Annotated in this window: 17 protein-coding genes and 1 riboswitch; of the genes, 10 read left to right on the top strand and 7 right to left on the bottom strand. The window is 40.7% G+C overall.

The window, feature by feature from the left end; genetic code table 11:
• Positions 1 to 89 precede the first annotated feature (89 nt).
• The gene (locus DYI81_RS01260) at positions 90 to 623 is read right to left on the bottom strand and encodes a GDYXXLXY domain-containing protein (RefSeq protein WP_117006490.1); all 534 of its coding nucleotides are present in this window, start codon (positions 621 to 623) and stop codon (positions 90 to 92) included.
• A complete protein-coding gene (locus DYI81_RS01255) occupies positions 620 to 2,419 on the bottom strand; it encodes a DUF2157 domain-containing protein (protein ID WP_117006489.1) in 1,800 nt (599 codons plus the stop codon). Before DYI81_RS01255 ends, DYI81_RS01260 begins: the two co-directional genes overlap by 4 nt.
• Positions 2,420 to 2,688: 269 nt before the next feature.
• Positions 2,689 to 2,838: riboswitch (FMN riboswitch) on the top strand.
• Between the two features lie 104 nt (positions 2,839 to 2,942).
• On the opposite strand from DYI81_RS01255, the gene ribB reads away from it, so the two are divergent.
• Positions 2,943 to 3,602, top strand: coding sequence for a 3,4-dihydroxy-2-butanone-4-phosphate synthase (ribB, locus tag DYI81_RS01250; RefSeq protein WP_106984513.1), 660 nt, complete (start codon positions 2,943 to 2,945; stop codon positions 3,600 to 3,602).
• 94 nt (positions 3,603 to 3,696) lie between these two features.
• Here the strand turns inward: ribB and DYI81_RS01245 are convergent, their stop codons facing one another.
• Complete coding sequence (locus tag DYI81_RS01245) at positions 3,697 to 4,221, bottom strand: HPP family protein (RefSeq protein ID WP_117006488.1); 525 nt, start codon at positions 4,219 to 4,221, stop codon at positions 3,697 to 3,699.
• A 105-nt stretch (positions 4,222 to 4,326) separates the two neighbouring features.
• On the opposite strand from DYI81_RS01245, the gene DYI81_RS01240 reads away from it, so the two are divergent.
• A complete protein-coding gene (locus DYI81_RS01240) occupies positions 4,327 to 4,890 on the top strand; it encodes a TetR/AcrR family transcriptional regulator (protein ID WP_117006487.1) in 564 nt (187 codons plus the stop codon).
• On the opposite strand, the gene DYI81_RS01235 is transcribed toward DYI81_RS01240, so the two are convergent.
• Positions 4,882 to 5,493, bottom strand: coding sequence for a LysE family translocator (locus tag DYI81_RS01235; RefSeq protein WP_117006486.1), 612 nt, complete (start codon positions 5,491 to 5,493; stop codon positions 4,882 to 4,884). The two genes, DYI81_RS01240 and DYI81_RS01235, sit on opposite strands and share 9 nt — an antisense overlap.
• Positions 5,494 to 5,542: 49 nt before the next feature.
• Positions 5,543 to 6,034 (bottom strand): DUF1289 domain-containing protein, encoded by a 492-nt coding sequence (locus tag DYI81_RS01230; RefSeq protein ID WP_106984509.1) that lies wholly within the window; start codon positions 6,032 to 6,034, stop codon positions 5,543 to 5,545.
• Positions 6,035 to 6,223: 189 nt separating this feature from the next.
• Here DYI81_RS01230 and DYI81_RS01225 point away from each other — a divergent pair, with 189 nt between their 5' ends.
• The 3 genes from DYI81_RS01225 to DYI81_RS01215 all read left to right on the top strand — a co-directional run bounded on the left by DYI81_RS01225 (position 6,224) and on the right by DYI81_RS01215 (position 8,577).
• Complete coding sequence (locus DYI81_RS01225; protein WP_117006485.1) at positions 6,224 to 7,156, top strand: rhodanese-related sulfurtransferase; 933 nt, start codon at positions 6,224 to 6,226, stop codon at positions 7,154 to 7,156.
• 194 nt (positions 7,157 to 7,350) lie between these two features.
• Positions 7,351 to 7,977 (top strand): DedA family protein, encoded by a 627-nt coding sequence (locus tag DYI81_RS01220; protein WP_106984507.1) that lies wholly within the window; start codon positions 7,351 to 7,353, stop codon positions 7,975 to 7,977.
• A 147-nt stretch (positions 7,978 to 8,124) separates the two neighbouring features.
• Positions 8,125 to 8,577: an ABZJ_00895 family protein gene (locus DYI81_RS01215; protein ID WP_205669733.1), complete on the top strand. Its 453-nt coding sequence runs from the start codon at positions 8,125 to 8,127 to the stop codon at positions 8,575 to 8,577.
• Positions 8,578 to 8,636: 59 nt separating this feature from the next.
• On the opposite strand, the gene DYI81_RS01210 is transcribed toward DYI81_RS01215, so the two are convergent.
• Both DYI81_RS01210 and DYI81_RS01205 read right to left on the bottom strand, forming a co-directional pair.
• Entirely contained in the window at positions 8,637 to 9,161 is a 525-nt protein-coding gene (locus DYI81_RS01210) for a YecA family protein (protein ID WP_106984505.1), read from the bottom strand.
• Positions 9,162 to 9,230: 69 nt separating this feature from the next.
• A complete protein-coding gene (locus DYI81_RS01205; protein ID WP_106984504.1) occupies positions 9,231 to 9,440 on the bottom strand; it encodes a hypothetical protein in 210 nt (69 codons plus the stop codon).
• A gap of 407 nt (positions 9,441 to 9,847) precedes the next feature.
• Here DYI81_RS01205 and rpoD point away from each other — a divergent pair, with 407 nt between their 5' ends.
• The 5 genes from rpoD (at position 9,848) to DYI81_RS01180 (ending at position 14,743) form a co-directional block, all read left to right on the top strand.
• Complete coding sequence (gene rpoD, locus DYI81_RS01200; protein ID WP_106984503.1) at positions 9,848 to 11,737, top strand: RNA polymerase sigma factor RpoD; 1,890 nt, start codon at positions 9,848 to 9,850, stop codon at positions 11,735 to 11,737.
• A 126-nt stretch (positions 11,738 to 11,863) separates the two neighbouring features.
• Positions 11,864 to 12,151, top strand: a complete 288-nt coding sequence (locus DYI81_RS01195; RefSeq protein ID WP_106984557.1) for a DUF493 domain-containing protein — start codon at positions 11,864 to 11,866, stop codon at positions 12,149 to 12,151.
• A 138-nt stretch (positions 12,152 to 12,289) separates the two neighbouring features.
• Positions 12,290 to 12,946, top strand: coding sequence for a lipoyl(octanoyl) transferase LipB (gene lipB, locus DYI81_RS01190; RefSeq protein WP_117006483.1), 657 nt, complete (start codon positions 12,290 to 12,292; stop codon positions 12,944 to 12,946).
• A gap of 75 nt (positions 12,947 to 13,021) precedes the next feature.
• On the top strand, positions 13,022 to 13,555 hold the full coding sequence (locus DYI81_RS01185; RefSeq protein WP_106984501.1) for a hypothetical protein: 534 nt from the start codon (positions 13,022 to 13,024) through the stop codon (positions 13,553 to 13,555).
• A gap of 3 nt (positions 13,556 to 13,558) precedes the next feature.
• Positions 13,559 to 14,743 carry an iron-containing alcohol dehydrogenase gene (locus DYI81_RS01180; protein WP_117006482.1) on the top strand — a complete coding sequence of 395 codons (1,185 nt, stop codon included), beginning with the start codon at positions 13,559 to 13,561 and terminating at the stop codon, positions 14,741 to 14,743.
• Positions 14,744 to 14,761 lie beyond the last annotated feature (18 nt).

Below are 14,761 nucleotides of genomic sequence, written 5' to 3'. Positions count from 1 at the left end.
GTAAACTGCGGGTTTTTTTATACCTAAACACTCATAATTAATTGCATCACGCTTGCTCACAACGACTCAAAAAAAACCATTAATTTTATTTAACTCACTGGTTTTTCAGTACCCTCTTGCCATTTTTGTTGTGCTTCACAATGCAGTGGTTGCAATTGCTCATTCACCAAATCCGCCAGTAATGGTTTACCCTCAGCCGACACTTTAAATAAGGCGAACCGTGCTTGTTCATAACAACCTGCTAAACCCTCTGCAAAAAAGTAGCTGTCTGATGCTGGAAATGGGCGCTCACCATGCCCCATTTTGAGCTGTAAAGGATAAACACGGCCCTGCCCCAGCAATATATCTTGTTTAAAGCTGGTTTTTAAAACACGCCCTTGTGAGTCAACCAGCACATAAGCCAAAGGCAATGCACCCCAGGGGGCTTGCACTATAGCACCCACAAAATTTAAGTTATAACGGAGCGCCATATAATCCCCTTGAAGCAATGCACGCGGGTCAGCTGGTGCCAAAGAAACATAAATGCTTTGACCTGTTGCTAAATGTTGCTCATTCTTTGCAATTAAGGTTTCAAATAAAATCAGACTTAAGATGGTCAACAAGATCGGAATTATTTTTTTCATATCTGCTCCTGCTGAGTATTTGGCAACTGATTACGGCGCACCAAATAAGCCAATAACAATACAGCGAGACCAGAAATAAAAATGCTCAGACTTTTCACCAAAAAGCTCAGCCCTAAGAAATAATATAAATGAGTAAGCAATAGACATAGTACGACAATACTGCATGCATAGATCAGCCGATCTTTGCGCTCCAACGCCCATGCCAGCATCAACATGCACAGAAAAATTTCAAAATACCCTAAAGCCAATAAAACTATGGAAAATATCCCCCACAGCGCCCACTGAAAAATCGTAAATCGTTGCGAACAAAAGTGTTGATATATATAGGCAAATGCAAGCCACCATAGACTTACAAAGATCAGCTTAGCCCACCACTCAACAGTAATTAAACTGCCTGATGGGGCAAACAAGTCACGCCCCATCATGAGTGATGCTGGGCCAATTAATAAAATTGCTAAACCCCAAAACAATAAACTACGCTGATATTTTTGATCTAAAACAAATAAACCAACCACGACCAAACTATATACAACATAATGCAAGGCATACCAAAGCCAACTAAACAGCTCCTGCCCCATCTGCCATTCATAAACTGCGAAGTTCAAACACAGCAATAACATCGAATAAAAAGAAATCAACTGTAACCACAGCAACCAAGCGCGTAGACATAATACATAACTAACCAGAATCAATGGAGGCATTACTAGCATTGCCCACACAGGATTTTTTGTCAGCCCAAGTACCCCACCATACATGCCAACTTGTGAAAAAATCAGTAAGCAATACAGTAATTGATTTTTAAAATGATGGCCGATTTGCTCTCCCTTTCTGAATTGAAAAACTACTACCACATACGCAATAGCGCCACACAGCAATGCACCCCATGCGGAGCGCACCATGCCAAAAATAAAGGCCGAGAGAAATATGCCTGCTAACCATGCGCCAATCCCCAAGGGAATAGTACTCACATAAGATTTTGGTAAGACCTGCAATATAAATCGTGTAATTAAATAAAAAATTCCAAGACTCAAAATGACCAAAATTAAAAACCCGAAGGTACCTAAATTTAATTGATCAATCAGCCCATACGCTACCCACATTAAAATATTGATACCTATGCCTGCACTGAGCAAGCTCACAGCCAAGGTATCTTGCTTGCGGTAGCTTTGCCAAGCCAGCAAAGAAAGTGGCACAAAAGCACTGATCAATAAAACGGCAGCACTTAGGTGGTCTGCATAGAAAAAGCCAACCATGCTCACTACAGATAAGACCACAATCCAAAGCAAAGTATATTTTTCTAAAGCATGATATTGCCAATAAGCCAGCAACCACATGCCACACCACCAAATTTGCAATAACACAATACTCTGCCAATCATGAAAACCCAACTGCACCGAGGCCAAGTAAAGTGCTAAAAAACCAGTCAAACCCAATAAAATAAAAATCCCTGCATTCTGCCGATACAACCAAGGAAGCAACAAAATAGACCACAACAGAAATAACAAATAACTGTTTGCTCCTGTTTGATACACCTGCCCAATCACTGCAAGAGACAAACCGAGCATTAACCCACACAAAGCGTGTAATGTTTGTATCACCGCTTCAGACGCACGAGAAAAATACACACTCAGTACGGCAATAATCAACAGTAATACTTGTGGTAAAGCCAGTTGTATAATCTGAGGTAGCATCCACCAATTGGCTGCAATTAAGTACAGGATGCTCACGCCCAATAAGCCAAAACCAATTGCAACTAAATGATGCTGAAAACTCTGCCGATTCAGTAAATTTTCCATAATTTCTGTTTTAACCCTTTTCTTCTTTATCTTGGGGCCCGTAAATGCTCAGTGCTACATATACATTTTTATTTTTATCATACGTAAATAACGTGCATAGCACGCTATATTTTAATGCTAAAGCTTAAAGCGACACACCCAATAATACCAGTGATAAAGCACTATAAACCTAGCTTCACAAAAGACTTTCTCATATTTTGAATATGTATAGCTTGACTAGTCATATAGAAAAGCTGGCCTTTATGCGCAATCGGCTTATAATCAAATGACATCGCTTCAGGGCGGGGTGTAATTCCCCACCGGTGGTAATTGGTTGGATATTAATCCCCCATAGCCCACGAGCCGATCTCATTGCATGAGATGGCAGATTTGGTGAGATTCCAAAGCCGACGGTATAGTCCGGATGAAAGAAGACGACGTCACATTTTAATAGCTTGCTATTTTCAAGCTATGCCGTAACGCCACACTATTTCACATGTCCTGAAATGTTCAACCGTACCTTAAAACTTACGCGAGCGTTTCAATGTCTAATTTAATTCAACCCGAAATTTTCTTTAAAGCCCTTCCCCCATCTGAGCAACGTGTTTTACAAGCACTGGAAGATATTCGTCAAGGCAAACCTGTTTTAGTCATGGATGATTTTGACCGTGAAAATGAAGCCGACCTTATCGTTGCAGCAGAAACACTGAATGTCGAAACCATGGCACGTATGATACGTGATGGATCTGGAATTGTATGCTTTACGCTCACCAATGCACTCGCAGATCACCTTGAACTTCCACCTATGGTGCAAAACAACTCTAGCCAATTCAAAACAGCATTCACTGTCACAATTGAAGCTGCTCAAGGGGTTACTACAGGTGTTTCTGCACAAGACCGCACGACCACCATTCATGCGGCAATTAAAACAGGTGCTGTAGCAAGTGATTTAAACCGCCCAGGACATGTATTTCCTTTACGTGCACGTGATGGTGGCGTACTTAGCCGCCGTGGTCATACTGAAGCCTCTATTGATCTTGCCCGTTTAGCAGGTCTTCAGCCCGCAGGAGTACTCTGTGAGGTCACAAATCCAGATGGCAGTATGGCCTCAGGCAAGCAAGTCTTAGATTATGCGAATGAGCACAAGCTCACGCTCATTAACATTGAAGAACTGGTACAGTATCGTCAAGCACACAATCTATAATTCATACGCAGTTTAAAATGCATCCCAGTTGGAACTCTCCTGCTGGGATTTTTTATGGATATGCAAGATCAGCTTTAGATCAAAATTTATTTTCCTACTTTTTCATCAAGCCTAAACCATATTCAGGCCACACTGCTCCTTTGCCAATATTGTTTACAGCATAAGCAACCAATACCAAACTCACCGCGCCCGAAAGCACTGGAAAAAGCAAAAAACTCCAATCATAAGCGGTTGTACTCGCAGTTAATAAAATAACCAATGGATTCGCTCCCGCGGGCGGATGCACACAGCGTAGATATTGCATACCAACAATAGCAAGGCCTACCGCAATTGCAATTGTGAAAATATTAATAGGAAGATATAAAGCAAAAAATAAACCGATTGTCGCAGAAATGACATGACCAAAAATAAGATTGCGTGGCTGGGCCAATGGCGACTGCGCTGCAGCGTACAACAGTACACAGCTCGCACCAAAAGGTGCCATGATCCATGCATGATGTGAATACTGCCCAATCAGCAACAAAATAAAGATACTGAGCGTTCCCCCACAAAATCCACGCAGCAAGGCCCGCCCTGATGGTCGAGGTGCTAGTTTCTCTTTACCCGCGAATATATTCATGCTGATTTCCTCTTGATTGATATTAGATACAGCGCGCGCTATAATTAAAATAGTACAGATCTGTACTATTTGTAAATATGCTATTTCAGATGAGGTAAAACCGCGATGTCTAAATCAGCACAGAAAATTTTAAATGCTGCAGAACAGCTGTTTAATCAGCAAAGTTTTAGTGCTGTTGGTGTCGATCTGATTCGAGATGAATCAGGCTGTTCTAAAACTACGCTGTATACCTATTTTAAAAATAAGCACCAGCTGGTTTACAGCGTTTTGCAAGCGCGAGATGAACGCTTTAGGCAAAGCTTACTGACAGCCGTTCAAGAGTTTGAAGGTCTAGAGGCTTTAGAAAAAATTTATGACTGGCATATCCACTGGTTTCAAGCAGATCATTTCAAAGGCTGTCTATTTGTTCGAGCTGTGGGTGAATCAAATGCTGCAGACACAGATATACTTGCCATTTCTCAGGCACATAAACAATGGATCCGTGATTTAATTCAAAGCAAAACTGCCTGCCTTCCTCAGCAGCAGAAAATAAGTGCCTTGTTTTATCTTCAGCTTGAAGGACTCATCAGCACAATATTGGTCGATGGTTTTAATGCCCAAACCTGCAACCAACAAAAAGCGCTGATCTTTCAATTAATCTATTTACTGATGGCTCAGCCTTCAAAATAAAGCACTGTAAATGCCGTATAAAGCCACCACAACCAGTACGGCGCCACAGATTCCCAGTAATTTTGGATAGACTGCTGAGCGCGATAAACGATTAAAAGCTAAATAAACTAAAGACAACGTAGCAAAATCTAGAATAATCCAACTGATGGTTAAAATACTCAGGCTCAAATTTAAATCCGCTGTAATACCTGTAAATTGCGGAAAGAAAGATGCAAAGAAAATAATATCTTTAGGATTAGAAATACCCACCAGCAAGCCTTGTTTAAAGCCACCCTGCGTATCTGGGAGTACCACCTGACTTTGCTCAGGCTGAGCTTCACGTGCTTCTTTTAAAACCTGTAGACCAATATAAGCAATATAGATACATCCCAGCACCTTAATTGCATTGAGCCATTGCTCATTAATATTCAACGCACCTTTTAAAATCAATACAGAAAATACAATAAGAACCAATGAGGCCAAATTCGTGCCAAAAATCGTTTGTAGGGCTTTTTTATATCCACCTTTTAAACCAGCACTTGCCACCAAAAGCATGACTGGGCCAGGCGTTGCAATCATCACAATCACAGCCACGCAATATAAAAAATATTCAGAGTAGTTCATATTTGTATACCAAGATCAGCTTATATTCCCTCATTAAATAAAAAGAGGACTATTCGTCCTCTTCTTCATATCCTTTCAGTAAATGATGACTAATGCCATCTGCTCGCAAAAAGGCAAAATCATAACTGGCTGTCGCAAGTGCCAACACGCGACGCTCGAATTCTTCCCACAATGGGCGCACTTGTTTGTAGTGAATACCAAGTCCACTATCATCGGTAAAATGACGGTTTTTTTCACACAATTTTAAGGCATGGTACAACTTACGCCCTTTACTCGCATCTGGACGCAGACGCACACGCTTAGACAAAACAAAACCTTCAACATGACGAAGATCTGCAAAGGGCAGCATGGGCACTAAAATTTGATCTAACTGTGCATCTAGGCGCTTCCACACAGCGGTTTGTTGTACTGGATTATAAGTATTCCACTGAATAACTTCATGATTGAATCGGCGACAGCCACGACACACTGCATCACCAAATACCGTTGAACAACGCCCTGCACATGGCGTAAGTGAAGCAATTCGACGGTCATTACTCAAAACAAACTCCTAAAATTCTGCTGTTGCTATTAAAACAAAACACAACGTGAGGCCCCGAATATACACGCAGTTGCACATGAATAGAAGTCATCTGCATGTACTGTTTTACTCGCATATTCCATCAATACACGTTAAAATATGCGCCTTTCGAAATTCCTGTTTTTTTATTTTTCTATTTTGGAGTACTCCATGAACGCTACTGTAGAACAGCTTGCACCTGTAGAACAGCAAGCGACCACAGGTTGGGTTGTTGCCGCGCTATATCAATTTAAAGAAGTTCAAGACGCAGCTGCGTTAAAAGAACGCCTATTGAACTTAGTCGGCTCAATCAATTTGTGCGGTACTCTTATTGTGGCAGACGAAGGCATTAACGGTACTGTTGCGGGCGACCGCGCAGCAATTGATGCCATCCATCAATTTCTTTTAGACGAAGGCTTTAAGTCTATGGAATATAAAGAGTCACACAGTACGGAAAAACCTTTCCGTAAAATGAAAATTAAACTCAAAAAAGAAATTGTCACTTTAGGTGTAGAAGTAAAACCACGTGATCTAGTAGGCCATTACTTAGACCCGAAAGAATGGAACGAGCTGATTGCGCGTGATGACGTGATTCTAATTGATACACGTAATGACTATGAATACAAAGCTGGTACGTTTAAAGGCGCGATTGACCCACAAACAGAAACTTTCCGTGAATTTCCAGACTATGTAAAAAAAGAGTTGGAACAACACAAAGATAAAAAAATTGCGATGTTCTGTACAGGCGGTATTCGCTGTGAAAAATCAACATCATTGCTTCTTCAAGAAGGCTTCAATGAAGTTTATCACCTCAAAGGCGGTATTCTTAAATACCTAGAAGAAACCCCAGCTGACGAAAGCATGTGGGAAGGTGAATGTTTCGTATTTGACGGCCGTACCGCAGTAACACATGGCATGGAAGAAGGCGCTAACATTAAATGTCACGCATGTGGTTGGCCACTTGTTCCTGCAGAAGTTGAACTGCCTAGCTACGAGCATGGTGTATCTTGTGTCTACTGCATCGACAAAACAACCGATAAGCAAAAAGAAGGCTTCCGTATGCGTCAATCACAAATTTTAGCGGCTAAACGTAAACGCCTCTAAGTTGTATTGAACTAACAGCTTGAAAAACCCTCCTCAGGAGGGTTTTTTATTGGCCCTTATTTAAATGGCAAACACATGCTCCAAATCTGCCTTAAACACAAATTTCATGATTTTGTAACACACATTATGCGGAATATCTTGCATACTCAAATGAGATTTTCCTTTTATTTACCCCTATTACTTTTGGAAGGCCCATGAATTTAACCGAATGGATATTAACCATCATGCAACAGCTCGGTTATTTGGGTATCGCCTTCCTCATGTTTCTAGATAATGTTTTCCCGCCCATTCCCTCAGAAATCATTATGCCTTCTGCGGGTTATACCGCATCGCAGGGCCAGCTTCTGCTCACAGGGGTCATTATTGCAGGAAGTATTGGTTCATTGATTGCAGCCGCTGTACTCTACTGGGTGGGCTATAAGTTCAATAACGAGCATATTTTTCGCTGTGTTGATAAATATGGAAAATATTTATTCATTAAAACAGAAGATGTTAAAACAGCATTGGCTTGGTTTGAGCAATATGGTCATCGTATTGTATTTTTTGGTCGCATGATCCCTGCTGTACGCTCACTGATCAGCATTCCTGCAGGCATGAGCCGAATGCCTTTTTGGAAATTCATGCTTTACAGCGCTTTAGGCACCATTATTTGGACCACCTTTTTAGCCTGTGTTGGCTATTACTTTGGTGAAAACCAAGCACTCATGCATGAAATCTTCAGTCGCGTTGGCTACGTGATTATTGCGATCGCCATCATGATCATCTTATGGATTTTATACCGTCGCCAGCAACGTAAAAAAGCCGCATCACAACAAAAATAAATGCACAGCCAATTGAGTGATATATCAAATCGCTCAATGTCACTTCTACATGAATAAACAATCCCTTATACTCATTCATCACAAAAAAAATGCTTAACACCCTACTGTGGTGACGCCTTATACCAATAACATTCGAACCTAAAACTGATGAAAAAATACATTATATATTTTGCTATAACCTATTTAATCGCTATGGCCATCATGGCAGTAATTATTTATTTCTTTAACCTACCTAACGGTACATCTGTTGCCTGCATCATGACTGCAGGCTTTGTAACTGCCAATAAATTCGTGCAAGACCATCAAAGAGCGCCTGAAGCAGCAGAGAAAATACAACTCATCTGGGGGTGTCTTGCAACCTCTATTGCAATCAGTCTCATCACCACCATCATCATTATACTTGTAGTATTTAAATCGCTTGCTATTTTCACTTTATTCACAGCACTACCACTTTGGATCATCTGTGTTGCAGTCGGCTTTACCTTATTTATTCATTATTTAATTCTTGCCATGAGTTTTGGCTGGATGGCAAATAATGCCGTCAAAGGTTTACAAAAACAAAAGCAAAAGCAAAAGCAACGTAAATCCAAAATAAGCTGAACGACAAACTTATATAAAAAAAGCACCAAACTCGGTGCTTTTTTTATAACTTATTTGAATTAGTTTGGTGTGTGATACATCAAATACAATTCGTTTAAGTTCTCTGGAATCTCTTCTGCAAGCTCATCCATTAATTGACCATTACGGCGGAAGGTTTCCATTTGAGGATCTTCTTCATCAATACCGCTAAACACCATAATTGGCAAAGTCAAATCAACTAATTGTTCTTCAAATTCAGGCGCGAACCATGCTTCTTCATTTAAGAACATTGCATCAACAAAACCAACGCTCCAGTCGCCTAGGCTTGACTCTACGTCTGCTTCTTCCACTTCAAAAGGAAATGAAATTCCTTCTTCATTGGCTAAGTTTTGACGCAGTGATTCTAACCAAGCTTTCACCTGAGCAATAATGTCTGCAGGAACTTTTTTATGGTTATTGTCAAATAGTTCTTCTAACCATTTGTCAAATTGCGGGCCAACTGCAATTGCACACAAAAAACCATGAGTTGCAGCAAAATCCAGACCAAACTCATTCTGATCGCCGTCTAGATAGTCGCTCAAACGGTCTAAATCTAAAGCACTCATTTTACATCCACAAACATAGAAACTTAATGTGTAAGCATAGCATTTAAAAACACTACGCCAAAACTGATTTTAGTCGTCTTCATCGCCAAAATCGTCGTCATCGTCAAAGTCATAGTCAAAATCTTTGAGTTCACGCTCTAAACGACGTTGTGCAAGAAGTTCATCAATCAAGCGACGTTTTTCTAGCGATTCTTTAGCGCTAATTTTTCCGCCGGCCTCATCGAAATTAACATCATCATCACCGTAGTTATCATCTAGTTCAAAATCTGTCGAAGACACTGAAACTACCTCATAATGAAAAAATTTAAAGGGGTCTAGGCGCTATTTATATGGGTTATAGAACCTTGTCAAGTTTTATTTGTATTTTTAGCTGTTAAAGCCGTAAATTAGGCTTTTTTCTTAACCTAAGTTATGGCATGATATAATCCACCCTGCGTCTTTCAGTTTTATGAATATCGAGATGATTTCATCTGACCAAATACGTACGGGATGAACTTGAAAACAACAATTTCAGCCCCACCTAAATTACTGAATTTAATTTTTTAATATTCCATCGAATCGTCTTTCAAATAAGACTGAATATTTGATGGAATAAGCAAGCTATTGATAAATTTTTATTGAGATGAATCGTATAAGTCTACTATACGATTTTTTACTGTCACAGATTCAACGAAGAGTAAGCATAGATGAGCGATATGAATTCCCCTACTTCACAAGTAGCGGCGCTGATTAGCCGAGGCAAAGAACAAGGTTACTTAACTTTCGCTGAGGTCAACGATCATCTCCCGGATTCAATCACAGAAAGCGAACAGATTGAAGACATCATTCAAATGTTGAATGACGTTGGTATTCCTGTACATGACCGTGCACCTGAAACTGATGATGCCATGTTTGAAGGTGGCAGCGACGCAACGGATGAAGTTGCTGAAGAAGAAGCCGCTGCTGTACTTGCATCAGTTGAAAATGAACCAGGCCGTACCACTGACCCTGTACGTATGTATATGCGTGAAATGGGTACAGTTGAACTCCTTACACGCGAAGGCGAAATTAGCATTGCAAAACGTATCGAAGAAGGTATTCGTGACGTTTTAAATTCAATCGCTTATTGGCCAAACGCAGTTGAAGTCGTTTTAAAAGAATATAAAGATTATGAAGCAGGTGAACGTCGTCTTGCTGATATTTTATCGGGTTACCTAGACCCTGAAACTGACGATGATATTCCTGAAGTTTTAGAAGATGAGTCTGAAGATCTAGACGAAGACGATGCATCATCAAACAAATCAACCAAAGATGTAAAATTGGATGATGATGATGAAGACGAAGAATCTGAAAGTGATGACGACTCTGAAGGTGATTCAGGCCCAGACCCTGAAATTGCCAAAGCACGTTTTACTGAACTAGAAAATGCGTGGACCAATACCAAATTACTGGTTGAAAAACATGGTCGTAACAGTAAAGAAGGCAAACAAGCACTCGAAGATTTAGCTTCTGTGTTTATGATGTTTAAATTTACACCGCGCCTATTTGATATCATTAGTGAAATGATTCGCGGTACACACGAACAAATTCGTACATCAGAACGTGAAGTGATGCGTTATGCAGTACGTCGTGGTCGTATGGATCGTACGCAATTCCGTACCTCATTCCCAGGTCAAGAATCAAACCAAGCATGGTTAGATGAGCAAATTGCGAAAGCACCTGCAGAAATGAAAGGCTACTTAGAAAAAGTACGCCCTGATATTTTAGCTTTCCAGCAAAAAATCTCAGACATTGAAAAAGACCTTAATTTAAGCGTTAAAGAAATTAAAGAAATTTCTAAACGTATGGCTGTAGGCGAAGCGAAAGCACGCCGTGCTAAAAAAGAAATGGTTGAAGCAAACTTACGTCTTGTAATCTCGATTGCGAAAAAGTATACCAACCGTGGTCTACAATTCCTCGACTTGATTCAAGAAGGTAACATCGGCTTGATGAAAGCGGTAGATAAGTTTGAATACCGCCGTGGTTATAAGTTCTCAACTTATGCAACATGGTGGATTCGTCAGGCGATTACCCGTTCAATTGCCGATCAAGCACGTACGATTCGTATTCCTGTGCACATGATTGAAACCATTAACAAGATCAACCGTGTATCTCGTCAATTGCTTCAAGAAATGGGCCGTGAACCAACACCTGAAGAATTGGGCGAACGTCTAGAAATGGACGAAGTCAAAGTACGTAAAGTACTGAAAATTGCCAAAGAGCCGATTTCTATGGAAACGCCGATTGGCGATGACGAAGATTCGCATCTTGGTGACTTCATTGAAGATGGTAACATTACCTCTCCAATTGATGCCGCAACCTCTGAAGGCTTAAAAGAAGCAACACGCGAAGTACTGGAAAACTTGACTGAACGTGAAGCGAAAGTCTTGAAAATGCGTTTTGGTATTGATATGCCTACCGACCACACTTTGGAAGAAGTTGGTAAACAATTTGACGTAACACGTGAACGTATCCGTCAGATTGAAGCAAAAGCATTACGTAAATTACGTCATCCTTCTCGCTCTGAACACTTACGTTCATTCCTTGAGAATGACTAACCCATCAGTGGGATAATACAGGCTTGAATATGGGGGAAGCTCCCCCATAATAAGAGCATGTAGCAAATGAATCAAAATACCTGCACATTGCAGGTATTTTTAATATTGAGGTGTCCTATGACTGACATGACTGATCGTACTCCATCACGTGAATTACAAGAGCATCTTTGGGTCTTCCCAATGGACTACCCGATTAAACTCATTGGTAATGCAGGCGATGAATTACGCCAAGCAGTAAATGAAATTTTCGTGAAACATTTTCCAGAATTTGATGGTGCAAAAATGACTGTTACGCCATCACGCACAGGGAAATACCACTCAATTACTGCACAACTGCGTTTTGAAGAACTTGAGCAAGTACATGCTGTCTATGCAGACCTTGCAGCTTGTCCACTGATCAAAACAGCACTCTAAGAAAAACACGCTTTCGGGCGTGTTTTTTTATGCAAACCTCACCAAACGAACAGACAAAATCTGTCCATTCTCGCCCCCTATCTCATCCAATTTATCTATAATAGATTTTTATCATGCATTCCTTAAGGACTTAAAATCGTGGAGATTGAGGCTAAACCACAACTGATCATTCGTCATTACACTCAGTTAACCTCTTATGAAGAGCGTTTTCTGGAAATGAAACAATTGACCGAACAACGTGACGAACACACACCAGATGAATTGTGGATTTTGCAACATCATGATGTCCTTACACAGGGCCAAGCTGGCAAACCCGAACATATTTTATTGCACAGTGACATCCCCGTTGTACAAAGCGATCGCGGTGGACAAGTCACTTGGCATGGCCCAGGTCAATTGGTGGCTTACTTCATGTTTGATTTAAATCGCTTAGGCTGGAATGTACGTACTCTGGTCAGCTATGCTGAAAACCTCATGATTGATCTGCTTAAAAAATATGGCATTGAAGCATACGCCAAAGCAGATGCACCCGGTGTATATGTAGACGAGCGTAAAATTGGCTCACTCGGCTTTAAAATCCGCAAAGGTCGCTCTTATCATGGGCTAGCATTGAATATTGACTGTGATTTATTTGGCTTCCATACCATCAATCCATGCGGTTATGCAGGTTTAGAAATGGTCCGCATACAAGATCTGGTAGCAGACTACCCTAAATTTGAAAACTTATGCGTCGATATGATTGAAACATTGCAGAACAGCGGTTACTTTAAAGACGTTCACGTCGAACAAAAATAAAGCCTTTGCTTTCATACATAAAATAAATTAGAGTATTTACTCTAAATAAATAATATTTTGAAAAGGGATGAATACGTGATTGCAACTAAATCCGTCAAGCCCGCTTTGCAGCTAGCCTATGTCAAACTCATGATGGATGTGATTGGCAGAGGCTTAGTGATGGCGAGTCAAGTCGATGCAGAAGTTAAACAGGAAGTCGCTCAGTTTCCAGATCATTTCACACTCTCAATGAATGTATTCCCCAATGGGCCAGCATTCATTGCACGTGTGACGGCAAATAAGCAATTAGAATTGGTTCCTGATTTAGCAACAAAGCCAGATTTAACGATTACCTTTAAGCATCTTAATCATGCATTTTTAGTATTTTCTTTCCAAGAAAGTACTGCGCAAGCATTTGCCAATGACCGCATGATTGCTAATGGTGATATTTCTTATGCGATTCGACTGGTTCGTTGCCTAAATAAAATGGAAGCGCTGATTTTGCCAAAACTGGTTGCAGAGCTGGCAGTCAAAGAATATCCAAGCGATTTAAGCCTAAAAGAAAAATTAACTGGAGCTGCAAATATCTATCTTAAGGTAGCTCAATCCTATTTCAAGCGGAGCGCATAACACATGGCTAAACCATATTACGAATTTTTTTGTCCAGTTAAAGTCATTGCTGGGCATGCTGCGCTAGAGCATATCCCTTTTGAACTTGCAACTTTAGGTGCTACTCGTCCCTTAATTATTACAGACAAAGGCGTACGCAGTAACAACCTATTGGCACCGATTGAAGCGGCTTTTGAATCTACAGATGCCGTTATTGGGCATATTTTTGACGATGTACCACCCGATTCAAGCCTTGAAACTGTACGTAAAGCCGCTCAGCTTTATCGCGATAACAATTGCGACGCGATTATTGCTGTCGGTGGTGGTTCAGTCATTGATACTTCTAAGGCCACTAATATTTTAGTGTCTGAAGGTGGTGATGACCTGCTGAAATATTCGGGTGCACATAATCTGCCAAAACCTTTAAAACCTTTTTTTGTGATTCCAACCACATCAGGCACAGGCTCAGAAGTGACCATGGTTGCCGTGGTTTCCGATAACCAAAAAAATGTCAAAATGCCGTTTGCATCTTATTACTTGATGCCACATGCAGCTATTTTAGATCCGCGTATGACGCAAACTTTGCCACCGCACCTCACTGCGATGACGGCAATGGATGCCATGACACATGCAGTAGAAGCCTATACCTGCCTTGCAGCCAATCCAATTTCTGATGCTTATGCAACAGCAGCCGTTAAAAAGGTAAGTAATCATTTATTTAACGTACTGGATAACCCAACTGATGCACAAGGCCGCTTAGAATTAGCTCAAGCATCTACAATGGCAGGCATTGCATTTTCAAACTCGATGGTTGGCTTAGTACATTCTCTTGGTCACGCTTTAGGTGCAGTTGCACATCTGCCCCACGGCTTATGTATGAATCTATTTTTGCCTTATGTACTGGAATACAACAAAGAAGTGAATGCCGATAAAATCGCAGATCTTTTACTTCCACTTGCTGGCCCAGATATTTACTCGCAAACCCCTGCTCACTTACGTGCAGATAAGGCGATTTCAACTATTTTAGCCATGCGTGATCGTATCTATAGCCTAACAAAATTACCACGTACACTGAGTGAGACTGGCAAAGTAACTCAAGCTCAGCTCGACGATGTTGCAGAAAAGGCTTTAAATGATGGTTCGATCATTTACAATCCGAAAGAAGCAACACTCAAAGATTTAAAAACTATCTTAGAAAAAGCTTGGTAATTACTGAAAAATAAGCCA

The organism is Acinetobacter sp. SWAC5 (genome assembly GCF_003419885.1).
GTDB lineage: Bacteria > Pseudomonadota > Gammaproteobacteria > Pseudomonadales > Moraxellaceae > Acinetobacter > Acinetobacter cumulans.
This window is presented reverse-complemented; position numbering and strand designations above follow the sequence as displayed.